The 24,195-nt window shown below is 39.4% G+C and carries 16 protein-coding genes and 2 pseudogenes; 1 reads left to right on the forward strand and 17 read right to left on the reverse strand.

Annotated features, from left to right (window positions below):
- Positions 1–46 precede the first annotated feature (46 nt).
- From NST31_RS04965 to NST31_RS04975, 3 genes are all read right to left on the reverse strand, one after another.
- Entirely contained in the window at positions 47–397 is a 351-nt protein-coding gene (locus NST31_RS04965; protein ID WP_077109444.1) for a DUF2178 domain-containing protein, read from the reverse strand.
- Entirely contained in the window at positions 387–632 is a 246-nt protein-coding gene (locus NST31_RS04970) for a helix-turn-helix transcriptional regulator (RefSeq protein ID WP_077109445.1), read from the reverse strand. Before NST31_RS04970 ends, NST31_RS04965 begins: the two co-directional genes overlap by 11 nt.
- Positions 633–1,763: 1,131 nt before the next feature.
- On the reverse strand, positions 1,764–7,607 hold the full coding sequence (locus tag NST31_RS04975) for a phosphodiester glycosidase family protein (RefSeq protein ID WP_339164242.1): 5,844 nt from the start codon (positions 7,605–7,607) through the stop codon (positions 1,764–1,766).
- Positions 7,608–8,500: 893 nt separating this feature from the next.
- Between NST31_RS04975 and ucpA the strand changes: the two genes are divergently transcribed.
- Positions 8,501–9,292, forward strand: coding sequence for an SDR family oxidoreductase UcpA (gene ucpA, locus NST31_RS04980; RefSeq protein WP_339164243.1), 792 nt, complete (start codon positions 8,501–8,503; stop codon positions 9,290–9,292).
- Between the two features lie 579 nt (positions 9,293–9,871).
- Here ucpA and NST31_RS04985 read toward each other — a convergent pair.
- The 14 genes and pseudogenes from NST31_RS04985 to NST31_RS05050 form a co-directional block, all read right to left on the reverse strand.
- On the reverse strand, positions 9,872–10,453 hold the full coding sequence (locus NST31_RS04985) for a hypothetical protein (RefSeq protein WP_205177965.1): 582 nt from the start codon (positions 10,451–10,453) through the stop codon (positions 9,872–9,874).
- A 255-nt stretch (positions 10,454–10,708) separates the two neighbouring features.
- Positions 10,709–10,855: pseudogene (locus tag NST31_RS04990) on the reverse strand (ATP-binding protein); the annotation flags it as partial.
- A gap of 716 nt (positions 10,856–11,571) precedes the next feature.
- Positions 11,572–12,153 (reverse strand): DUF4256 domain-containing protein, encoded by a 582-nt coding sequence (locus NST31_RS04995; protein ID WP_205177967.1) that lies wholly within the window; start codon positions 12,151–12,153, stop codon positions 11,572–11,574.
- Between the two features lie 371 nt (positions 12,154–12,524).
- Positions 12,525–13,169 (reverse strand): lysozyme inhibitor LprI family protein, encoded by a 645-nt coding sequence (locus NST31_RS05000; RefSeq protein WP_339164245.1) that lies wholly within the window; start codon positions 13,167–13,169, stop codon positions 12,525–12,527.
- A 321-nt stretch (positions 13,170–13,490) separates the two neighbouring features.
- Positions 13,491–13,976 (reverse strand): MarR family transcriptional regulator, encoded by a 486-nt coding sequence (locus NST31_RS05005; RefSeq protein ID WP_339164247.1) that lies wholly within the window; start codon positions 13,974–13,976, stop codon positions 13,491–13,493.
- Between the two features lie 10 nt (positions 13,977–13,986).
- A complete protein-coding gene (locus NST31_RS05010; protein WP_339164248.1) occupies positions 13,987–14,790 on the reverse strand; it encodes an N-acyl homoserine lactonase family protein in 804 nt (267 codons plus the stop codon).
- Positions 14,791–15,421: 631 nt separating this feature from the next.
- The gene (ant(9), locus tag NST31_RS05015) at positions 15,422–16,207 is read right to left on the reverse strand and encodes an aminoglycoside nucleotidyltransferase ANT(9) (protein ID WP_205177975.1); all 786 of its coding nucleotides are present in this window, start codon (positions 16,205–16,207) and stop codon (positions 15,422–15,424) included.
- A 73-nt stretch (positions 16,208–16,280) separates the two neighbouring features.
- Positions 16,281–16,500 (reverse strand): annotated as a pseudogene (locus NST31_RS05020) (aminoglycoside 6-adenylyltransferase); the annotation flags it as partial.
- A gap of 746 nt (positions 16,501–17,246) precedes the next feature.
- The gene (locus NST31_RS05025; protein WP_339164250.1) at positions 17,247–17,459 is read right to left on the reverse strand and encodes a hypothetical protein; all 213 of its coding nucleotides are present in this window, start codon (positions 17,457–17,459) and stop codon (positions 17,247–17,249) included.
- Positions 17,460–17,697: 238 nt separating this feature from the next.
- The gene (locus tag NST31_RS05030; RefSeq protein WP_339164251.1) at positions 17,698–19,767 is read right to left on the reverse strand and encodes a DUF5050 domain-containing protein; all 2,070 of its coding nucleotides are present in this window, start codon (positions 19,765–19,767) and stop codon (positions 17,698–17,700) included.
- On the reverse strand, positions 19,748–20,983 hold the full coding sequence (locus tag NST31_RS05035) for an ABC transporter permease (protein ID WP_339164253.1): 1,236 nt from the start codon (positions 20,981–20,983) through the stop codon (positions 19,748–19,750). The genes NST31_RS05030 and NST31_RS05035 overlap by 20 nt, the downstream gene beginning before the upstream one ends.
- The gene (locus tag NST31_RS05040) at positions 20,977–21,849 is read right to left on the reverse strand and encodes an ABC transporter ATP-binding protein (RefSeq protein WP_339164256.1); all 873 of its coding nucleotides are present in this window, start codon (positions 21,847–21,849) and stop codon (positions 20,977–20,979) included. The genes NST31_RS05035 and NST31_RS05040 overlap by 7 nt, the downstream gene beginning before the upstream one ends.
- A 50-nt stretch (positions 21,850–21,899) precedes the next feature.
- Positions 21,900–23,099 carry a transcriptional regulator gene (locus NST31_RS05045; protein ID WP_339164259.1) on the reverse strand — a complete coding sequence of 400 codons (1,200 nt, stop codon included), beginning with the start codon at positions 23,097–23,099 and terminating at the stop codon, positions 21,900–21,902.
- 13 nt (positions 23,100–23,112) lie between these two features.
- Complete coding sequence (locus NST31_RS05050; RefSeq protein ID WP_339164262.1) at positions 23,113–24,186, reverse strand: beta-glucanase/beta-glucan synthetase; 1,074 nt, start codon at positions 24,184–24,186, stop codon at positions 23,113–23,115.
- Positions 24,187–24,195 lie beyond the last annotated feature (9 nt).

The following is a 24,195-nucleotide window of genomic DNA, read 5'->3' on the forward strand; positions in this document are numbered from 1 at the left end:
GTCTAATCCTCCATCCATGGCTAGCCTCGCTTCTCAGCCTTTTTTCTTATGAAAAATCCTTTTTATATTGAACGGCCAAGTAAATTCCACCAGCTAAAAATGCCAGCGCATATTTGAACGTGAAAAAGATGTTCCACATATAGTCTTTTGGAAAAATGATGTCACACAGCACAATTGTCAATAGCATAAAGTAAGCACTCTTCAATGAGATCTTACTTGTCCGTTCATCGGCAGGTCCCATCTTCCTATGAAAGATATAGACAAAAATCGCACTGCCCATCACCAGTAAAAAACCAACTACAACGAGAATATTCCAATTTCCTTGAGATTGTTCAGCCCAGGACCTTAAAGGGGAAAAAATGGCGTCGTGGATATTTGAGAAAAATTCATGGATCATTTTGATCATTTCCTTTCACATAAGTAAAAATATCATTTACATCGACATTAAAAAAATCGGCAATTCGAAAAGCTAACAGCAAGGTCGGAACATAATTTCCTTTTTCCATTACGAAGATGGTTTGTTTGGAAACCCCGACTTTGTTTGCTAATTCTTGCTGAGTCATTCTGGCAAGTACACGATATTCATAAACTTTATTGGATATCGAATCACCAAAATCTTTCTTCACGACCATCACCTCTTCAAATCAAATTATAAACTTATCTTTTATAAAAGTAAAGTAAACTTATACAAAACAATGTAAAACTTTTATTTTTGATTAGATTACTTATATTTAACAAGAGTCATAATGCTGAAAAACCTGACGAAATTCACGATTCCATCAGGTTCACATATCGAATCTGGGGAATTTATCGTTTTGGCTGTAAAATGCAGTGGTGTAAAAAACGGTTAGAGTGGCGCAATCGGGTGATCATATTCAAATTTTTTCCTGGATCAGCTGGCAGCACTTTACTTAAAAGTAGCTAAGATGACCAAAGCAACTAAAACGCAAACTACAACGTAATAGGGATTATTGATTCCTTCCGTTGACATAACTAAATCAGCTGATAAAAAACGAACAATAAAGTGAAACTTCATTCAGTAGGAGTTTTCTTTCATCTCCTACTGAATGTTAGTTGAACCAATCGGGCATTTAGGTGCCGTTTTCTCCCACTTAGACCTTTTGTATTCACTCAAGATTTTGAAGTGGGAGGCTTACGGCACCTTACATGCGGGATAAAGTGAAACTTCATTCAGTAGGGCTCCTACTGAATGTTAGTTGAACCAATCGGGCATTTAGGGGCCGTTTTCTCCCACTTGGACCTTTTGTATTTCTCAAGATTTTGATGTGGGAGCCTTACGGCACCTTACATGCGGGATAAAGTGAAACTTCATTCAGTAGGGCTTCTACTGAATGTTAGTTGAACCAATCGGGCATTTAGGTGCCGTTTACTCCCACTTAGACTTTTTGTATTCACTCAAGATTTTGAAGTGGGAGCCTTACGGCACCTTACATGCGGGATAAATTGTCCCAGTGTATCATACGCAAGCTTTTAGCGTAGTCAACATATGTAGACTCCTGCGGGAATAGCTCGAGCTGAAGATACCGCAGGAAAGCGACCTTTGCTTTCCAAGGAAGCTGAAGGCGGGCCCGCGGAAAGCGAAATATGTTGACGTAGCGATGATAGGGATTTTTTTATCATAAATAAACCGAACAATTATAAATGAATTGGTCGTTTTTTGCTATTTCGTATTTGCTTATGTCCCGGCCCCATAATAAAGGATCAGTCACTAGGACTGATCCTCACATTACCTATACGTACAACTACTTATTTTGTCTTGTTCTTTTATTGATAAGAACAATAACAATACCTGCAAATAGCAATACGATCGCTACCGTTAACCAAAGATACATATTTGTTGCAGTGTTTGGAAGTTTTTCTCCTGCTTTATCTTTATTGTCCTGATCACTCTGTCTTTCTGTACGTTCTTTGTTCGCTACTGTTTCCTTTTTTGATTCAAACACTGTAAATTCACTAAAGTGATTCGTCGCGGCAGTAACGACACCAGCTTCATACGTACCGCCAATTAACTCCCACTTCTTGGCTTTTTCATTGAAATAATAAACATGGACATTGCTGGAATCTTGTATTTTTCCGTCAATGGTAAACTTCATCGTTACAGGTGTTTCGAAATCCTGAATCACTTGATCTCCTTGAATGATTGTAAAATCGTAAACATCCGTAAGAGCATCTTTAACTTTTCCAGTTTTCGTGATTTTAATGACGACTTCTTCATCCTGATGAACAAAGTTTATTGCCGGAATTCCTAACTCGACATTCGCAGCTTTCACGTTCAATGTCGCATTTTTCTCTCTTAACATCTGGACTTGTTTTTTCGTTAATTTCACAAAACCTTCTTCATTATTCCTCAAGTCAACGACCAATTTTCCTTGTAATGCGAGCTGTTCAATAGAGCCATTTTTAATTTCGAATTGATCGTTCTTATTTTTAGATGGTACTACAGTAACAACTTTTTTCCGTTCTTCCTTATCATCCGGCTTCTCACCTTTACCCGGCTTCTCGCCTTTACCTGGCTTCTCACCTTCGCCCGGTTTCTCACCTTCGCCCGGCTTCTCACCTTTACCTGGTTTCTCACCTTCGCCCGGTTTCTCACCTTTGCCTGGTTTCTCACCTTCACCCGGTTTCTCACCTTCGCCCGGTTTCTCACCTTCGCCCGGTTTCTCACCTTCGCCTGGTTTCTCACCTTCACCCGGTTTCTCACCTTCGCCCGGTTTCTCGCCTTCGCCCGGCTTCTCACCTTCGCCTGGCTTCTCACCTTCGCCTGGTTTCTCACCTTCGCCCGGTTTCTCGCCTTCGCCCGGCTTCTCACCTTCGCCCGGCTTCTCACCTTCGCCTGGTTTCTCACCTTCGCCCGGTTTCTCGCCTTCGCCCGGTTTCTCACCTTCGCCTGGTTTCTCACCTTCGCCCGGCTTCTCACCTTCGCCTGGTTTCTCACCTTCGCCCGGTTTCTCGCCTTCGCCCGGTTTCTCACCTTCGCCTGGTTTCTCACCTTCGCCCGGCTTCTCACCTTCGCCCGGTTTCTCGCCTTCGCCTGGGTCTTTATCTTGTTTGACCATTGTAAAGGCGTCTACCGTATCACCTTCTCTTGTTGTTACTTTAAACGTTAATTCATTCTTATCAATCGTAACACCAGAATAAATTTGAATATCGTCATCAAAAGCGACCCGAATCCATTCCTGATCACCCATTTCATAAAACTTAGGGCCTGCGGATCCGCCTATGATATACGTAGGACCTTTACCTTCTTCCACCTTCTCTCCATTGTATAACGGCCAACTCCGCATATACGCATGGTCATGACCGGAAAGAACAAGATCAATACCAACCTCATCAAAGACTGGCGTCCATTCATTACGAATATCTTCGCTGCCACGAGAGAAATGACTGTGGTATGGAGAACGGTGAAAAGAAACAATTTTCCATTGCTTATCACTGCTGTTCATATCCTGCTTCAACCATTCTGCCTGCTTTTTCAGATCGCCTTCTGTATTTAAGACAGCGATATGAAGATTCCCATAATCAAACGAATATGCTTGCTCCACTTCACCTTCTGGACCATTTAAAGGCAATTGGAACTGAGCCTTGAAGTTGGCATTTCCTCCGCCCACAACATCATGGTTCCCAAGGACGGGCACCATATTAATGTTCGGAAGATATTCCTTCGCCGCGTCAAACCAATGTTCCCAATGAAGCTGTTTGTCGCCATAATCAACGATATCCCCAGAAAGAAGCATAAATTTAGCGTTTGGATATTCTTGTAGTCCTTTACCAAAAATTTCTCCCCAAATACCGTAACCATCTACCGCTGTTTCGTTCGGAATGGCTTGTGTATCTGATGTGAATAAAAATGTAAATGCCTCATCCTCTTTCGCTTCGGTCGTAAATGTGGCACTTTCACTCCATCCTGCGTCTGTTCCATCCCCAACACGATATGTGTACGATGTCCCTGGCTCTAAATTAACGGCGCTCGCTTCGTGAATTTGCATGACACCAATGTCGGTAGCAAACGGATAATTCTTTCCTTTTATCGTATCGACATTATCCGCTTCAAACCCTTTAAATTCATCGGTTTTTACAATTTCAACTACTGTGTTTGTAACGGTCGGTGCCGTTCTCCATGTAAAGCTTTGTGTTGTTTTTGGGCTTTGTTCCCAAGATAAAGCCAAATGTTCCGGCTTTGTTGATCCAAGATGCGGCTTCACTGTCGTAGTTGTCTTTTTACTATAATGGGACCCTTTTTTCGCTTGCAGGTCATACGAGCCTACAGCTAAAGTAAGATCTTTCGTAACAAATTCTCCATCTTTATTTGTTACTCCCAAAGGTTGTCCCCAAGAAGAAATCGACGCATGTTCTTTGAGGATCCATCCTGCATTGCCGTTCGGCAGTTTCACGTTAATCCATGAGTCGTTATGATCGATCACTAATAACTGATCATACTCATTTACTGTTTCTAACACTTTTGATTCCGCATTACTATCACTAAAGACTTTTACACTATCGCTCTTGATTCGAGCTACTTGATTTACATCCCCCAGTACAAAAACCCCAACTCCAGCAAGTGGTTTTCCATTTTCGTCTGTTGCTTTAATCGTTGTGGGTGATTGTACAGATAAAGTTTCCAACTCTAATTGAACACCATAACTGATTTCACGGCTAAAATCAGGCAAGTTTATCGGCTTGGCATTCTCTTTATCGTCCTGTAAGCGAATATGGCCTTCTTTCCAAGCAACGGTCACATCGTCTTCAGCGCTCGGCTTCACTTTCCCGATGATCGATATAACCTCTTCTTGTTCGGTAAGATCTTTTATTTTCTCCATGTTTTCTACTGAGAATGTAATTATGCCTTTATCGGCATCGACCTGGTTCGCCGTAATCGTTGCTTGCTTTAATTTTTCAGCAACAACTATTTGAATACCTTCTTTTTCTTCATCCTGGTCTACGATCTCTACTTTACTAGGATCATATGTAAATGATAGAGACGAACCATGAATATCTTTTAATTTATTCGCTTGGACCTTTAATTCAAATGGGTTTCCTGCGTATACTTTTTCGGGAGCAGAAAGAGATAATTGGGCACTGTCTGTATCTACTTCAAAGCTCCACTTTTTTTCCACCGGATTTCCAAAATTATCTTGGACGGCTAAGTACACATGGTGGATGCCATCCGCATAAGGCTGTTTAGATGTATACGTGATTTTTCCAGTTTTTTCATCGAATGAAGGTTTTACAGAAACATTATCTACTTTCATTTCGATTCGATCTTTATTGATCCCCGTTCCTTCTTTATCATCTGTTGCAACGGCCGAAATTTCAACGGTATTCTCTTTTAACACCGCTTTATCGGCTGGTGCAATATCTGATATCGTTGGATTGGTTAAATCATCATTCGTTTCGCCATAGACTGCGCGAATATTATCAATATAAACCGTTCCCGCGTCTTTTTTATCGTTGCTCGTTTCCATATAACGAAATGCTAAGTCTAACTTTAGCGGTGTCGGCCTGCCCTTTGGAACGGGTGCTTCAATGTATTTCCAGCCTTTAAAGTCCGCATTCGTCACAAAATCTATAGCAAATGCTTTGTTCTCACCATCTTTTAATTGAGAACGAATCCAGTGTCCTTTACCATCACCATATACCCACATACCAATTGCTTCCGGATATCCTTCAATTATGATATCTTCTTTCGGAAATGCGTATGCACCCGATGTGCCCAGCTTTCCGGTAAAATCGTAATCCAATTGGAGAGCATGATTTCCGAAACGAGCCGGTTCCGGATACGTTGTTTGCCGAATATCAACTGTATTGTATCTTGCCCCTCCAGATGCCCAGTGGGATATTCCTTTTTCAAAGTCTTCTAGAATAATGGGCGGCTTGCCAACTTCAATCGTTATCGTATCTTCAACACCGCCATAGGAAACTGTTACCTTTCCTTTTGCGACTTTGTCTGTAGCAGTAAATATTCCTTCGTCATTAATCGTGCCAATTTCGTCTTCTACTTTCCAATTAAATAAGCGTTGATCCGCCACTACTTTTTTTCCCTTATGATAGACAGCAGCCGACAAATCAAACGTTCCACCACGATCAAGCGTTAGTTCTGATTGTGGAAGTTTAATTTCATCAATTTGATCAACAATTTCTACTTCTGCACTGCCTTCTACTGAACCAGTCGCAGCAGTAATCTTTGTTTTACCAGCTTCTTTCGCGGTAAGTAAACCTTCAGCTGAAATATCCGCAATGTTTTCAGATGAAGACCAAGAAATAGTGTCGTTAATGGCAACTGGATTGTATGCAGCATCTAATCCACTTGCCTTAAATTGCATCTTACTGCCTTTTAATATGAATCCTTTATTCGGCGTAACTGCTAAACTACTTAATTGTCCTACCGGAGCAGAACTTACAATCAATAATGAGTTGGCAATGAGTCGCTCAGAACCATCAGAAGGTGTGTTCACAACAGAAACAGTCTCTTGGCTTGGTTGCCTTGCTACTAGAGTGGAAGACCCGCCGCCATCTAAGTTAAGTGCATGAACAGCTCCCATTTCCTGCATGATTTTCTGTAATTCATGCACGGTAACTCCTTCACTATATCCAGGGTTACGCCCATCAATGACGACAAAAAAGAACGTCCCATCTGCTTTAATACCAACAGCCGATCTTGGTGCAACCGCATCATTAAAAGCGTTACTAGGAAGATCCGTTAATGTATTTGATTCTATTAATAACGGATGCCCGCCTACCGCTTCTTTAACATTATTCCATGGTTCGTTGGCAGCCATGGTAATGACCACCTCAGCGCCTTCTTTAAATTCATTTACTAAAAATGATTTTGCGGCACCGTGTCCAGACAGAACGATTGTCCCTTCAGCTAATGGAGTATCTCCTTTATCATTGATCACTTCTTTTACTGTAGCTTTTACAGTACCAAACTGATGGGCATCTCCCTCCACATTTTCTAAAACGACTTCAGCTCCGCTCGAATTCGTTTTTGTAGACGCTCCTTGCTTCGGAGTATAAAGAACTAATTGATCCGTCCCTCTGGCTTTATTTGTTCCGGCTATATCAAAAGATTTGTCTCCCAACGTCACTTGATGGCTAAATGAGGGTGTGCCAATAATTGGTTTTCCATCTTCAGTAATGCCAAAAGCCGGTCGAGTAGACATATGTAACCATTCTTTGTTATGTACAAATAAACCGACAACTTCACCTGTACTCATGTTATAAAAGTCGGCATTAATACCACCTACAACCACATGACCAGGCTTTGATACTTGCTTCGCTTGACCTGTTAATGTTTGCATACCTGGATATTTACCGTTAGGGATTCCAGTTTCAATGGCTAAATCCCCTTTACTTAAATCAACCGATAGCATCGATACACGTTGATTACCCCGATTATTCGAAACATGCATCTTTTTTTGCGTTACTCCTGGTGCAATCGTTGCCTCTTCTTCTTCAACAAGTGTCCCCAGTTGAGACGACTGTGCTTCAACCGAAGCAACGGGTGTCCCTACATAAGGAGCAACAGGAGAAACGATAAGAAGCAAACTAAATAAGGCAATCAAACTATTACGTAACAAAAGTTTCATGGAATCCTCCTATTCTAACAATTGATGTCAATTTTTGACGACTCTACCAACTTAGCAAAGAAATGTAAATCCCATGTAAATTTTTTGGAACAAAATAGAAAAGAATGTTATGTTTTTGTAAATTTTTCATTTTTAGCTCTCACGCTTGATCTTCCTTACATATTGGATGTATAAATCATGTAAGGATGTGAATTCGCCACAAAATACCTCAACATTCATGGAGTTAATTTCAATTTCTCAATTATATGAGCACATCGTGATGTGGATGAGATAGGAAAAAGGACATTGAAAGTTGAACTTCTCGAGTAAAAGAAGTAGCACCTGCCATGGGTTGGGGCTACAAATTTTTTTAATAGAAATGAAGAAATACGGAGCAGTCCGTATCATAAATGGGCCGGACTCCCACCCTTATTAAAGTCACATGTATATGACGCAGACTGTTTTAAATGAAGGATGTTGTCGCATGTTTACCATTACGACCATCAATGAAGACTTACAGGAGCGATTTCACATACTAATTTGCTAAATACAGTTCTCCGAGCGTTACAGGCCAAAGTTGCCCAGGCACACAAAATTGAATTTTGTAATGATGAAACGTTAAACTGCGGAGACCCATGGTTTAACGGTTGAAAAATGACTTTATGGCGCATGTTTCCTTGCTCTTTCATTTTTTCACCATCTCCCACTTGTTTCCGAGTTCAGTGGCCAAGGCTTTGAACGAAGAAGCAGCTGATCGCCAAAACCTTTCTTTTATGTCAATAAAGTGCCACGTAAGCGCCTTTGTCGCCTCCCTTTATAAAAACGAAACAACATTCTATATTTAAATATTTTTGTAAATTAATTTGGGTACGATATAATTTTTATAGATCCTAACTTTTAAGGGGGTAGATGGAATGGGAAAGATGGAAAATAAAGTTGTAATTGTAACTGGAGCGGCTATGGGTAATGGATTGGGGATCGCCAAAGTGTTAGCGAAATACCGCGGAAAAGTCGTTTTGGCTGATATTTCATCAAAGGTGCACGAAGCGAGTAACCGATTGAATGAAGAAGGCTATGAAACAATGGCGGTTGAAATGGATGTCAGTAATCCAGAAAGTATTAATGCCGCCGTGAAACAAGTAATAGAGCAATACGGACGGATCGATGCCCTTGTCAATAACGCCGGAGTCATACGGTTAGGCTCGTTGTTGGATACTACAAATGAAGACCGTGACTTTCAATTCAACATTAACATTAATGGTGTGTGGAACGTTTCAAAAGCCGTCTTGCCTTATATGAAAGAGAAAAAATATGGGCGAATTTTCAATCTTTCCTCCGTAACAGGCATGATGGTTGCGGATCCTGGAGAAACGGCCTACGCAACATCGAAAGCGGCTGTGATTGGCTTTACAAAAGCTTTGGCACGAGAGGTCGCCGAACACGGAATTACCGTAAACGCGATAATGCCAGGGTATATCCATACACCAATGGCCGAACAAATTGCCCATGATTCCAATCCGGAAAACCCTCAAGAAGTGATCGCCGGAATTGCGAGTGGCGTACCTTTAGGACGGCTTGGAAAAATTGAAGAAGTGGGAGAATTGGCGGCGTTTTTAGCATCGGACGAATCCAGCTACATAACCGGCACTCAAATTGTAATAGACGGCGGAAGTTCATTGCCGGAAACTGTTTCGGCCGGGGTGTGAAAGTAATTGCCAACGGTTGAGCCCGAATCCCTTAGATAGAGTGAAAATTCAACCAGTGGGGGGTTCGAGGCTGACACAAAACCTTATAAAAATGAATAAGCCGCACATGAAATCAAATGTAAAAACTTTGATTTCACGCGGTTTTCTGTTCACGACTTGTACGAATATCTTTTCGTTTTCAACTTATTCCCAGCTAGTATACGAACCTCCATTCCCTGATAAGGAACAGCAAGACAGGCAGGCCGGGCAGCGACACCTGTGAAAGCGATGATCAATGTATCAATGAAAAGCGGGGGCGGGCGAAAACTGTTCCTGTCTATACAAGAACACCGCCGTACATCCTTGATGGACTTTAACGCTCAAGGACATGCCATATCATCCCCGGCTTGAAGTACACCAATAAATGGGAGGTTACTATTACCATTCGAATGGAAATTTCAATGCCTTCCTTATTAGAACAAAAGGGCAAATATCTACAGGAGTTTATCCTGTGAGTATTGCCCTTTTTCCAATTTATACGGCTAACTGATTATACATGAAAAAAGTTGGAGCAAACCAAACTGCTTATCTTGGTGGTATTTACACTTTTAGGTCGAAGCTAGAACTAGCGGCCCGACTGTAGTTTTGTGTCGGGCTTGTTTTCATCTCTGCTCTTGCGGCTTTATAGGCTTCATAATAAATTGCCGTTGTTTCATCATAAAACTGACTTTCTGCTCTTGTCTGCCTCTCTGCCCATCCGGAATTAGTGCCATAAGATAATACTTCTTCGCCGTTTTTATTATAAATAAACATAGATGCCCCAGTTGCACCAACACATATTTGCCCTGTAAACGGTAATCCCGTAATCTTAAAAAAGAATGGTGAACCATTTGTATATGTTGCATTCATTAACCTGGGTGTCGTCAGTGATATAAGTCTTGAACGGTCAGGAGATACATGTTGTTTCTTATAAGAATTGATATAGGATATATAATCCTTTCCCATGTACACGCCTTTCGCCGCACCATCCTGCGCCATTTCCTTAATTCTTCTTACAACGTTATCTGGCAAAGAGCTTGTATTTTTCTTTTCAAAAATGCTTTTATCTGCTTTTGCTTTATGAGTCGCATGAGAATTTATACTTGAAAAACGGTCCAAACCACCAGAACGCACCATCATCATATCACCCCTTTTTATGAATAGTCACAATCATATTATCGTCTGTTTTTAGTAAAACTACATATCTATAAAATGAGCAGGACGTTCTTTATAGTTTTCTCTTCTGTATTAAAACAGGCTATTCCAAATAGTAAGGAATGGACATTTTGAAAAATCAAGGAAATACTGCCAAAGAACAGAGATCAAGAATTGAGTCTCCTGTAAGGCATGCACTTTTTTCCACGTTCCACTTTTGCCTCGACAATCACGGCCTAACCGCCAAAGAAACACATAATAGACAAGCAAATGAGTAAAAAAAGATTTACCCCCACCAAGCGAACTTAAAAAGGCAAGAGCATCGGTAACGGATCCTTCTACACTCTGACTAGCAAGACTCGGATTCAAATATCGAATGACATTACAACCAACAGATATAGGACAAACCATGCCATTTGGGTAAACGGCGCAGAAGTAGACAAGCGAAAGTCATTAATCGCCTAAGTAAACTTTCCCCCGATCAGATACTGGTATAGCTTTTTAATTTCTTCCAATTCGTTTAAATTCAAATAAAAAATAGGGCCGGGACATAAGCAAATACGAAATAGCAAAAACCGAACAATTCATTTGTAATTGTCCGGTTTATTTGTGTTAAAAAAATCCCGATTATCGCTACGTTAACATATTTCGCTTTCCGCGGGCACGGCTTCAGCTTCCTCGGAAAGCAAAGGTCGCTTTCCTGCGGGATCTTCAGCTCGAGCTATTCCCGCAGGAGTCTACATATGTTGACTACGCTAAAAGCTTGCGTATGATACATTGGGAAAATTTATCCCGCATGTAAGGTGCCGTGAGGCTCCCACATCAAAATCTTGAGTGAATGGAAAAGGTCTAAGTGAGAGAAAACGGCACCTAAATGCCCGATTGGTTCAACTAACATTCAGTAGGAGATGGAAAAAAACTCCTACTGAATGAAGTTTCACTTTATTGTTCGTTTTTTATCAGCTGATTTAGTTGTGTCCCAGTCCTAAATAGTTTTGCTGTTGAACTTTTTATTTTAATTTTCTACTGTTCCTCCACAATCGTTCCCGTTTGTTAAAGACCTAGGTGATCCGTTCTCACATTCAAACTTAGCTGTCTACCAAAATTTAAACCCTTAGTGAGCCGCGGAATCCTCTGGCAGCATAGTAAGAGTCCGCACCGTTGTGATACAAAAAAACGTGGCCGAAGCGATAATCGCAAAAAAGGGCACCGCCAAGTTCTCTAATATCAGACGGTGTTTGCACCCAACTTGACGTTTTTTGATCGAATTTTCCGAGTTTTTGTAACTCTCGATATTGTTCTTCTGTCAAAAGTTCGATGCCCATGGCCGTTGCCATATCAATAGCGTTATTTTCTGGTTTATGTTTTTTCCTTGACTCTAGCGCTTCACGGTCGTAACAAACACTTCTGCGCCCTTTGGGACTTTCCGCTGAACAATCATAAAAAATGTATTCATCCTTCTTTTTATCATAACCAACAACATCCGGTTCACCGCCCGTTTTTTCCATTTCATTGAGCGACCATAGTTTTAGAGGAGTAGCTTCCAACTTCTCTTGAACTTTCGTCCATTCAAGACCTTTATGGCGGTCCATGTTCTTCTCAAAACGGGCTTTCAATGTTTTAAGTAATTCTTCACGTTGTTCTAGGGACAATTCCTTTTCACTGCTGATGTTATTTCCCTTTGTCATGTTCATTCCTCCTTATCGTTTTTACTCATTATTTCAGAATATACGAATAGCCAGAATTCCATACAGTCATCTACATTTCGGTTTTGACATAATAATGATCAATGTTTCATAGATCAATTATATCAAGTACGAGCTTTGTTTCATATATTCATGTAAAGTGACAAGAGATGTTCCCATTGATTGACAAGGTAATATGCAAAACAATATCACTTTTCTAAATATATGGCGGCGCTTCATTAAAAGCGCCTGTTTCTTCAACCAAATACCTTGCCATATCAGGATAACAGATAGTGCTCGCCCCATTCCCAAAGCTGTCAAAAAGGTAAATTGAAACTCTTTCACTTCTACCTTCCATACATTAGATGAAAAAATTATTCCATATAGTCTTCAACTAATTCAAAGCATCTTTCTTCTGTAATATCTGCTTGCACAGCCACAAATTCTAATTGTTCCATCGTACCACCTTTATATGTAAGAGATGCCTCTTTTGCAGAGTTATCTCGGTAAGCTATCCATTCACGTTGTTCTTTTCTTAGTTGGTCCATCTCTTCTGAAGGAAGTTGCTTCTGTAAAACTTCATAAACTTCATTTAACAATCCATCCCAAACGTCATATCTATCTCCCTCAACTTTTTTCAAAGCGTATGTTGAATCATCTTCTGGATTGTTTTTTAGCTCATCCATTTCTTTTTTAGTTTCATTTAATTTCTTGAGATATTCTTCCTTCAAACTCGCTGTTTGATTCGTTGAAGCGTCTTCTTCTTTAAGCTCATTGGTTGATATATCTGCTTTTTCGTTTGTTTCACTTCTTGTATCAGCGGTATTCGCTTTGTCGTGATTTGAATCATTCTCTGCCGAATCTGCATTAGAAGAATCGGCGTTTGGGTTTTGAGTGTTGTTATTTGGAGACTGTTTGTCCAAGCCAGCACTTGACTCGTCGGATGAGTTGCCACAAGCAGCCAATATAACGAATACGACTGTTAACATTCCTAATAAAAATGTACGATTATTTTTCATTAAAATACTGCCTTTCTTTTTCTATAATGTAGGTTATTCTGTATCCACAACTTTAACCCTATCGTTTAAAACCACCTTTTTCCATCTCTTACTCTTTGTTTATGTTAACATATACTCAATATGTATCCCAAACTCATTCCAAATTGTTCAATTTTTACCAATTTCATTTTAAGACTGTTTCTTCCTTCTACTATCCTGAACTTTTATTGATTTTTAGATGGGGAAATCCTCCCGAAACTATTTCAGTTCTTTTTTACACTCTTCTTCTTTCTCTTTATACCGACATTTTAGCAGCGGGCGGGAAGATCGTTCCCCCATTTCTTAATTTCTCTCATGATTGTGATGTAAGCTAAAGCCGCGTTGTTCAAATTTATACTCGAACTTTGTGTCTAATAACAACTTGCTTAGCACCCTGTTTGCCAGTTCAATTTCCTTCGTTGTATAAAGTTGAGTCATTTTTCGATACATTTGCTCTTCCGCTTTTGTAATGAGTAGATGTTTTTCTTTACCTAATGGACTGAGTGTCATTCTTATAAACCGGGCGTCATTTTTATCCTTTTCCCGCCTTATGAGGCCTTCTTTTACCATTCTCTCCACTAACCTGGAAGGACTTCCATCTTCACAGATTAGTAACTGTCCCAACTCTTTCAGAGTAAGGAACTCCTTTTCTCCTAAAATACGTATTACTTCAGCTTGTGAAGGTGTAACGCCAATTTCTCTTAGTAATTCCATTAAGATTTTATTTCCTTGTCTTTGTGCAGCCAAAATCAAATACCTGAACTTTTCTATCTCGCGATACTTTTCCACATTTTTCACCTTATCTAATTATTTCTGGCACAATCGCTGGATCATGGTTACAAATGATTCTTACACATTCTTCTCTTTTTGCAAAGTTGTGCAGCCACTTTAAAGAATCATAAGCAGCCTTTCTATCTGTAGTTATACCAGGCAATATCATTTGCGTCCATGATTTTTCAGAGTAACCCACATCATTTGCCAGTACCACCCAGCCTTTTTCCATCTTAACCATCAAAGCGACCAAACCAGCACTATGGCCCGGTGTATGAACGATATAAAGCGAATTGTCACCAAATAGGTCATATCCTCTTTTATAGGGACCATAAGGTATATCAGTGAAACGAAAGGTATTTATAGGCACATCTTTCCACATTGATTGAATGTAGCCTAATTTTTTATGGGCCACCTTCCATTCGATGTCACTAACAAGGATATTTTTAGCGTCTTGAACATGTTTAATACCACTGACATGATCAGAGTGCATATGTGAAAGAATAACATAGTCCAAGTCCCTTGCCTTAATGCCAAGGTGATTGAGCCGTTCTGCTACTGAATGCCCTTTTGGCAATTCACCCTTAAACATAGAAAAAGCTAAACTCCCTAGATGTTTTCTCTGATTCACTCTCATATCTTCATGCCAGCCCGCATCAACTAAAATGAGCCCTTTAGGGTGTTCAATCAAATACGAAGAAACCGGCACCCATATCTTTTTCCCGCTATTCCTAAACCATCCCGTAAATGGAGCTGGGTGTAGGCCTCGCTCTTTATAAGCTAATGCTCGATCAATCTGTACTTTCCCTGTGTGTAAAATATGTATTCGCACTTCAAATCCCCCTTCAAAATAGATGACGTATCATCTATTATTCATATTAAATGACACGTCATTTATTTGCAATAAGGAATGTTGATATATTCTCCTGTAAAAGTCCTTCCCCTTTACCCTCAAGCGAATTGATTCGATCATAAACATTCAGCGAACCCCCCCGTATTCAACCGTACATTATAAAATGTTATGATTGAATCCCAAAAATCCAGGTGATAATGGACGGTTTTTTTTTGAAAAAGTTTTTCCCACCTCTAAATGAAATCCTTCTCAACATACGATCCGCAAACCCGTATTCCTCCATTGTCGTTAAAATAAAGTTTTTCCGTTTTTGGAAAATAGCCCGCGTTCTGAAAAAAACCAGTTCTACTCTGGGGTTGATCATTAAAAAGACCCCGACGAAAATCGAGGTCTGAATCAAACTAGATGTTGCAAGTGGGAAATACTTATTTTAGGGAGCCAATTGTCTTTGTAGAAACGCTATTGGCCGAGCTGATGGCATTGATGTCTGAGGCCATTTGGGAACCTATTAATTGTTGAGATATCTGTATGAAGGAACATATCGAAAAATCCTCGACAATCATGCCAATAGCAATCAGCTTTTTCATCATTAACACGATTGGAAAAGTACTCAAATGTTAAGACAAGACTCTATAGACTTTTTCATATAATGAACAAGTGACGCCACCTCGATCTCCCTTCCTTCCCACTTATCAACACGCTCTCCTAAGTAAGCCTTTCTCGCTAAATGGAGTAAAGCCGCATGATATTCAGGTAATTGAGGTATTGCCCATTCCGCGGACTGATCTTTAGAGCTAATTTCACTAGTAGATGCTGTAAACCACATTCTGGCTAAAGTTAAAATGACATTGCGTTCGTCACCTTTTATATCCTCAATCAACCCAGGTAAAGATTCTTTAATAGCCCTTTGAATATCTTTTATTGGCACAGGATCAAGGATTTCTGCTGCATTTACTCCCAAAAGAGTCATACTATTCTCTCTTGCAAGAGCTAAAAGAATAGCTAAATCAGGATCATAAGTGGGCGGAGGGATATCTCCCTTTTCAAACTGATCTCTCAGCCACTCTCCATACATAAATTCATATTTGGGAGGAAATTGCCAAGGAACAACATCTTTTTGATTGATCACCGTCACTTCAAGTGGTCGAATCGCATGTGCATTTCCTATTTTTCCAGATATAAGCATCAGCCTATTTGTAAGCTCTCTCCGGGTTTTTTCAGATAAACTCTGATTTGTTACCACCAAAATATCTACATCGCTATTAATGCGTAAACCTCCCATCACAGCAGAACCATATAAATATACCCCCACTAATATCCTATCAAGCAGTCCCTCTATCATTTCGATTGCTTGAATGGCTTCCTTTGGTATTTTCTTCAGCGAATTGCCCTTCAATTGTTATCCCCCTTTCATGAAAAAATAGAGCATATTTATGAAACTCTATTGCATCTTAATCTCAAATTTTCGCTTCATCTTCAGGTGGAAAAAGCCCCATATCCTCTGGCTTTTGCATCATTATGATATTCCCAAATTGATTAAGCCAAACATCATTCATATCCGCACAAAATATGTAATATCATCATCCTGGAATTCATCTTTGGGTATATTAATATTTGTATGAGACCTTCGATCGTTACAATTCTAATTCGCTTGTCCTGATTTGCTATGGAAAGTATTATATTCATCATTTCCTGTTCTATTCTCTTTTACATGCTCCCCGTCTACAAAAGCACCATAAAACAGTTTTTTTAAGAATGTCGCTACTTAATAGTACTAAAGCGGTTTAAAAAGATTGTAAGTCCTATTGAGATAAAACAGCCTATTGGCAGAAGGTTTAACGTACTGATATTAAAATCGAACCCTGTTTCATCTGCAGTAATTTCATATACTTTAAAAAAGTCTCCAAATAAAACAAATGAGCTAAAATCCTTCATTTTTAAATAAATAGTAAAGAGAAACAACAGAACAACAGTTAATATTGATGGTAAAAAGTGCCCGGTAATAAAACTTAACAGTTTGCCTTTCATTTTTTAATCAACTCTTATTTTTCTGTTGGATTTGTTTACCATCTTTCAAGTAATAATATAGCAATTTCAAAATATATATCAAAAATATTTTGAGATATACTCGATTATTACGGCTGTAATCTTTTCCAGGTTTCCCCACCTATAAAAAAGAAATGTTTATACCATGCAGATAAAGTATATACAAACTTTATCCACATTAGTATAAACATTCTTTTAATCTACAATTATTCAATTAACGATGTGTATAGGTATATACTGCCGCAGCTTTATATTTACTTCCACCCTGCACACCGTGTGTTCCATAAATCACATAAACATTTGATGGTACAGATGACCATGAGCCTGAGAAATAGGTTCTTCCTCTTGGACTCTTAATTTCTTGTGTTGAGACAACTGTTTTTCCATTTCTATCCTGCATAGATACCCTTTATTGACAGCTGTGCAGAGTCAGGGTTTTGGGTTACCTTTGTAATATAATTCGAACCCGATAACGTTCCAGTCAGTGTTCCATACCCAGTTACCGGTTTAGAAGAAGTGTTTGCAAATGATGGGGCAGCCAATGACAAACAAACCAAAATAGCAGCAATACTACTTATTAGCGTTTTCTTACTTAATACCATAGTAATCCCTCCTATTTTTTTCGTAAACATTCACTAGACCCAACAACATCTCAAAAACTATTTAAAACCAATAGATTTATTGGATATAACATGCCTCCTTTTCTACTCATTACCACCACCATACATGACTTACCTTAATAAACCCATATTATTTAGACTTTTATTAATTTTACAACCTATTCTATTCAAGGGATTTCTCGGGATACGGTGTTGCAGTCAATGCACCATCCTACCGAATTTAATCATTTTGATCCTCTAATAATAGATCATTTTCCCCATCCCTATCTATGCGATATTTTTTGGAGTCCGTCCTCGCCTCGTAGAAAATATATTGATCATCACAAGTAAAGTTCAGTACAGATTGCTCCGTGATTTTTCGGGTTGCAAAATCGTCCAGACTCATGGCATAGATTTTATATTGATCTTTACGATTCAAAAAGAGCAGTTCTGTCTCCGTCAAAATAAAATGTGTCGTTATGATATCAGGCAGAACTGTTTCCGAATCCGTCTTCGTATCATACTGAACCACTTCATATTTTTCATTAAAATAATAAATATGCTGACCATCAAAGGCCACACTTGTTAATAACGGCGCACGAATGATGACATTTGATTTGCCTGTCCCCCTATTTACCCGCCTAATCTCGTTTTGAACGATAAAATAGATACTCTTCTCATCCAAAAAGAAGGAATCTATTTCAAAGTAAAACCCCGAGTCAGCACTGTCCGCTGAATGAGGTCCTAGAAAATGATCTTCATTGGAATTCATGTTTTTTTCAAAAATGATCCTCTCATCAAACGTCCTCGTATCCACTTCTATAACAAAAAACCTGCCACGTTCTTCATTGCGGTAGGCAAAACCTCGCAACTTATCAAACTCTTGCTTGATATAATAGACAAACGGACCATTTCCATAAATAGAGGTCTCAACCTTTGTGAGTGATTGCATCGGATTTCTGATCAAATGATTCATTTCACCAGTTTGCTTATCTTCAAATACAAGTTTCATATCATCCAAATCCGTTTCATCCACATAAAAACGATATTGCTCATTTTCAAAGGACTGCCTGGAAGAATAATTATAAATATCAACGTCCTTCATATTTTGCTTAGAGGTGCAGCCGGCAAAGGTAAATGCGGTCAGGCAGAGGATCACCATCATACTTAATGACTTTAACCTTCCGCCTCTTCTTTTCTTGACACTCCATACATTCGTATGCCGGATCATAATCACTATCATGGCCCCGATGTTAAGGCACAATGTGATCACGAACAGGATCATCACGGTCAGCATCGAAATTTCCTCAAACGTCACATCCATCTGATCTGTAACGATATTATACTCAGCTTCACTCCCTCTGAAAAACCCGGTGGCAATCATAAAGGCAAGCGGCCCCGGCAAAAAATATTTAGTGGATTCCATACTCAGTCCAACATAAGGTAACAGAATCACGGCAGTAGATGAAAATAAGGTTAATGCGTATTTTTTCGTCCATACAGAAAAGAGCATAATGAGCACGGAGAAGCTTAGGTTGCCGAATATTTTTAAAACCGTTACCCATATAAAAGTGGAAAAAAGTGTGCTGTTTTTTGTAGAAGTTCCAAAATAAGATAAACTCTGTAGGGGATAATCACCATTCTCTAAGCCATATTTTATGTGAAAGAATCCATACCTTAACAGCGAGGTTAAGAAACAAAGCACAATCACCGTCATGAATACAAGAACAACTTTTGAGACAGCATGCACGCGCGTCCCTTTCTTTACAGTCAAGTGAAGGGAATCCATCTCACTGGCAAACTCCGCACAAAAAACGGGCGTAACCAATACTAACAATAATAATAGAAATAACAAATCCAAATGATCCGTGGCCAATAGTCCATTCCAACCATTCGTAGATAAAAAATACCGGTTGTCCGGATTTTCGCGAATATACGAATATTGGTCAAAAATGACTTTAAAGCCACTTTCATTTTTCACGATTTCCTCCAATGGACTTGCTATTTTTAGCAACTCATTCTCGGAGATTTTTCCATCATAGTATTCGTTGTATGCCCTTTCTAATGCTACGTTTGCTTCAGAAATTCTCTTTGCTTCCGTTTTAAAGAATCTCTCTGTTTCGTCCGTAAGTGCCCCCTTAACTTGGTTTAAATAGAAAGCATACGGTTCGGAATTCATCTCAATTTCGGGGTTTTTTGGCGTGTCAAAAATCAGTAATGTCGCCATGCTTAAGACGAAAAATAAACTGATAAAGTACAAACCTTTCTGATAGAAAAGCATTTTCTTCCATTCATAACTTAATAGTGACACGCTCTCTCCCCCCTCTTCTGGTGACAGTATTTTTCCTAATGAGCAGCATTATGCCTAATATACAGATCGCTCCCCAAGCTACCGCAAACAATAAGGCTAGGGTATAACTCACCACGGGGTATCCGAAAAGATTGACAAATTCCGTTTTACGAAATAATTCCCGATTGATCACAAGCACAAATGGATTTAGAACTTTGAACAAGACTCGACCAGACCCTATATACAGTTCCTGGATATAATTGAATCCAAAGGTAGCGAGCAGGCTGATGATAAACGGAAATAAAGCATTTTTAAAAAAAATGGAAATCAATAGAAACACGAAACTCAGTACTAGAATTCCCATTGTTTTTATGAGATTCGATAAAACGGCATACGCTCCTAAACGGATACCAATCGATGAATTTGCAAAGTTTTCAATCGCATAAAGCGGGGAAAAGGTTGCTTCCACCGATCCAAAAAAAGTCGCAAATGCCACAAAATCAAGCAACCAAAACCAAAAACAGACAACAACGACAAAAACGGCAGAGGAAATCAGTTTTGCCCAGACAGTTCTATTTCCTCCTGCTTGCGTCGTCAATAAAAGAACATCCATCTCCGTTTCCTTTTCGGAGACAAATACATAGATTAAGACATACATACAAATCAGTATGACCAAAAAAGATGAAAAGTCGTAATGAATAAGGTTTTCATACATTTCCGTATATGAAAAATCCGATATCATCCGTCCCGCGTAACGATCCGCAATCGCTGCATTCTTTCTATATTCGTATTGATTTCCGAGCGATTCAAAAAATGTCAGATTCTCTTTTGCCGTCATGACAACATCATTTGCATAACTTTTGTACATGTAGGCATATTCCATTGGATTCACAAAATTCCAACGGAAGAATAAGGTGTCGTTGTATACATTTCCCGTATATGTATTTGGATTATCTGTTGCTGTGCTTGCGGTTTTATCCGCTGTTTGCTGGTCAAGCGGTCCGTAAATCGACATGAGTTTCTCGATTTTTTCTTTTGTAATGGTTCCCCCAAAATCCTCATACATTTCCCAATATAAATCATGCCAATCCGACCCTGTACTTTTGGAAAGTAATGATGTTTGGTCATAAACGCTATATATTTTAACAACATTCAGTATACTAAAAAGAAGAATCGCCAGGACAACTGACTTTTTAAAGAAATGTTTACGGCATTCAAAAAGAAGTAACTTCACCATCGTTCGCGTTCTCCCGAATAGTACAAAAATACATCCTCCAAATTGGGCTCTATATTCACCGCATGGGGATCCGGTTTTTCATCATCAATCACTCTTAAATGAATGCCATCGTGATCCCTCATCATGTTACTAATGTGAAAATGATTGAGCTTTTCTTCCATCGTTTCATCTGTCACTGTCACCATCCAGACTTTCCCCTCGATTTCACGCGCAAGTGCCTGAGGCGAATTCTGTTTCAAAAGCTGTCCAGCTTTTAGTAAAAGAACCTGATTGGCGATATATTCAACATCGGAGACGATATGCGTTGCCAGTAAGACAATTCGATTCTCTGAAAACTTGGTAATCAAATTTCGAAAACGAATTCTTTCTTGCGGGTCAAGTCCAGCTGTTGGTTCATCCAAAATTAAAATATCAGGATCATTCAGCATCGCTTGTACAATACCGACGCGCTGGCGCATGCCGCCGGATAGTGCGCCGATTTTTTTATTAGAGGCGTCACTTAAATTGACGATATCCAATAATTCCTTTGCTCTTTTTTCACCTTGTTCTTTCGGAATATCTTTGAGGACACACATGTATCGCAGAAAGTCCATCACTTCAAAGTTTTTATAAAACTGCAGGTACTGTGGTAAATAGCCAATATGGGATAAAAAATCGATTCCTAAATGTCTTACATCCACATCATTCATGAGCACTTGCCCTTTGTCGCTCTTTAAAATGCCCACAAAAATATTAATCAGTGTTGTTTTGCCCGCACCATTCGCGCCCAACAGACCATAAATCCCATTCTCTAGTTCTGAGGAGAAATCTTTGAGTGCATACTTGCCCTTATATTGCTTTGAAATATCCTTAAACGTGACTTTCATAAACATGCCCCCCTTATTTCCCGCTTATCAGAAAGAACATTTCATTACCATTAAAATTGACTAATGATTACTTTCGATTCTATATCGTCTCGTTTTGACCCTAATAACACAATACAAGTCCTCGTCTCGTCTATCAATTTGATCACTGGTTCGTGAGACATAAAATGATCGTTTCCGTCATTTGAAACCGGTTGCTCTGCTTCCAACTTTCCCGTTTCCGTATGATACACCCGAATGGTCCAACCGGTTTTATGTGCAATCGGAGTGGCAAAATAACGACCAGCATTAGAACCCGATATGAATCCGCTTTCCGCCTTTTCCCTCAGAGTATGCAGTTTCGTTTGATTGCTTGGCATCTCCATCACCAATGCCTTTCCGGATACAACAGTAGGGTCTTCTGCAAATAACAGCAAATGATTGTAAGCCGTTAAATTCTGACATGAAAAATTGTCAAATGTACGATTTAATAACTCTGAACCATCTATATTTACGATCCCGCAAGTTGCAAAGGAAGGCTTGTCAGGGTCAGCTGGAATATCAAAGCTTTGCGCCTTAAATGCGATCCGTTGATCCTCATTCGTGAAGCCAATTTGTTCAATGTTGACCATACCAGAACGCTCCTTTGCGTCTTCAGATGTCAAATCGATGATCGTATTCTTTGTTTCTGTTGCAAAATCATAAATATATAATCCGGAATAGGTTGCAAATGCCACTTGGGTTCCAGAGGCAGAAAACGAAATCGCATCTGTTGACATCAACATATCGTCGCCCGCTAGCAATTGATTCAAGTCAAATTCTGAAACGATATTCAAGTCATAATCGTAAAACGCGGCTTTATAACGAAAAGCCCCATCCGTCATCACCGACTCACCATGATCGCTCGTTGATGATTGTCTAACTGCCACATAACCATTGTCAGTCACCCAAAAACGTTCACTTAAAACTTCTTCGTGCGGGGCTTCTTGTAGTATTTTCTTCGTATCTGTATCATATAGGTATAGCTTATCAGCCACTATGAAAACCTTGTCGTCATCAGCATAATAAACATGCTTGATATCTCCCTCTAATTTCAATTCTGAAACAACATCCGGTGTCGTCGGCTTGGGTGTGGTTGTTTCGCGGACTTCATCTGCTCTATTTGAATGCTTTTGACCATCATTTGAGGGACCAAAATGTTCATTATTTTTTGAACATCCCACGGAAAAGAACACAAATATGCTGAATATAATGCTGAATCGTTTATAATTCATCTTGATCCCCCGATCATTTATACAATAAGACGGATTCACTTTTTAGTAGAAAAGCATTATCAGGGAAATCCGCCGTATTCGTAGGTACGGAAACAACATAAAACGTATTGAAATCTTCCAATCTCTCTAAGTCAATCTCCACATCAATCACGGATACCTCTCCTTTTGCTAAAGTTGTTTCAAAAGAAGTGTCGCCATCTACGGTTGCTAACGCTTGATGGTTGATATAAAACGTATTTTGGTAGTGTATCCCCGGGTGGCCGAATAGTTTAAATGTCACGTGAAGGGTTCCGTTATCATTTACCTTTAGGTTATCGACATTCATCGAACGATCCCCATCAAAATTCACTTCATTTATTACGAGCTTTTCCAATGTCTCCAAGTCTATTTTCATCGCACTATGCTTTTCATGTTTTTCCAACAATTCCTTCTTCACTGGTTCTGTTGACAGACGAACATTCCTTAAATAGTCTTTTTTAGGGATGCTAGAAGCTTCCAGAACATCTGCATCTTTTTCAAAAACCAACGAACCTAACGACTGCAATGTAGAGTGATATCCTCCATAAGAACTCGTTTCTTTCATGTCTGGCATAAATGCTGGATTGTAAACGCTCGTAATATTGACATCCAAAGTATCCCCTTGCTTCCCTGTTATGGGGGTAAAGACAAATGTGAATGGTGTCTCTTTGTCGTCCTCTTCCAAATCAAGAATATGCATATATTCGTAAGGTGCTTCCGTTGTATTAAATTTATAGGGTTGCGGGATGCCGTCCACGAAAATAAGAAAACCGACATTTTTAGCTTTCCCTGATGCAGCTACGGAATAGTCTATTTTCAACTCTCCCCCATGATATGGAATGGGGAGCATTTCTTCATTTTCATCTACTTCTGGGTTATCAAAACCATGAACCATAGATCCCATAATACCCGTTTCTTCGTCATTTACTTCAAATGGATTGTCCGTTTCATGATGGATGGTGCCCTCGTTATTTTTATCAGAATTTTGATTGGAACAACCTGCCGCCAACACCATCAATGCGAGTAGTAATAATGCCAATGCATACCGAGAGAACCCGCATTTCCCCATACCTCATTT

The organism is Siminovitchia sp. FSL W7-1587 (assembly GCF_037963795.1).
Classification (GTDB): domain Bacteria; phylum Bacillota; class Bacilli; order Bacillales; family Bacillaceae_C; genus Siminovitchia; species Siminovitchia thermophila.

Excerpts from the sequence above, each read along its gene's own strand:
- NST31_RS04965 (WP_077109444.1), bottom strand. The coding sequence starts at position 397 with ATGATCCATGAATTTTTCTCAAATATCCACGACGCCATTTTTTCCCCT.
- NST31_RS04970 (WP_077109445.1), bottom strand. The coding sequence starts at position 632 with ATGGTCGTGAAGAAAGATTTTGGTGATTCGATATCCAATAAAGTTTAT.
- NST31_RS04975 (WP_339164242.1), bottom strand. The coding sequence starts at position 7,607 with ATGAAACTTTTGTTACGTAATAGTTTGATTGCCTTATTTAGTTTGCTT.
- ucpA (WP_339164243.1), top strand. The coding sequence starts at position 8,501 with ATGGGAAAGATGGAAAATAAAGTTGTAATTGTAACTGGAGCGGCTATG.
- NST31_RS04985 (WP_205177965.1), bottom strand. The coding sequence starts at position 10,453 with ATGATGATGGTGCGTTCTGGTGGTTTGGACCGTTTTTCAAGTATAAAT.
- NST31_RS04995 (WP_205177967.1), bottom strand. The coding sequence starts at position 12,153 with ATGACAAAGGGAAATAACATCAGCAGTGAAAAGGAATTGTCCCTAGAA.
- NST31_RS05000 (WP_339164245.1), bottom strand. The coding sequence starts at position 13,169 with ATGAAAAATAATCGTACATTTTTATTAGGAATGTTAACAGTCGTATTC.
- NST31_RS05025 (WP_339164250.1), bottom strand. The coding sequence starts at position 17,459 with ATGGTATTAAGTAAGAAAACGCTAATAAGTAGTATTGCTGCTATTTTG.
- NST31_RS05035 (WP_339164253.1), bottom strand. The coding sequence starts at position 20,983 with ATGGTGAAGTTACTTCTTTTTGAATGCCGTAAACATTTCTTTAAAAAG.
- NST31_RS05040 (WP_339164256.1), bottom strand. The coding sequence starts at position 21,849 with ATGAAAGTCACGTTTAAGGATATTTCAAAGCAATATAAGGGCAAGTAT.
- NST31_RS05045 (WP_339164259.1), bottom strand. The coding sequence starts at position 23,099 with ATGAATTATAAACGATTCAGCATTATATTCAGCATATTTGTGTTCTTT.
- NST31_RS05050 (WP_339164262.1), bottom strand. The coding sequence starts at position 24,186 with ATGGGGAAATGCGGGTTCTCTCGGTATGCATTGGCATTATTACTACTC.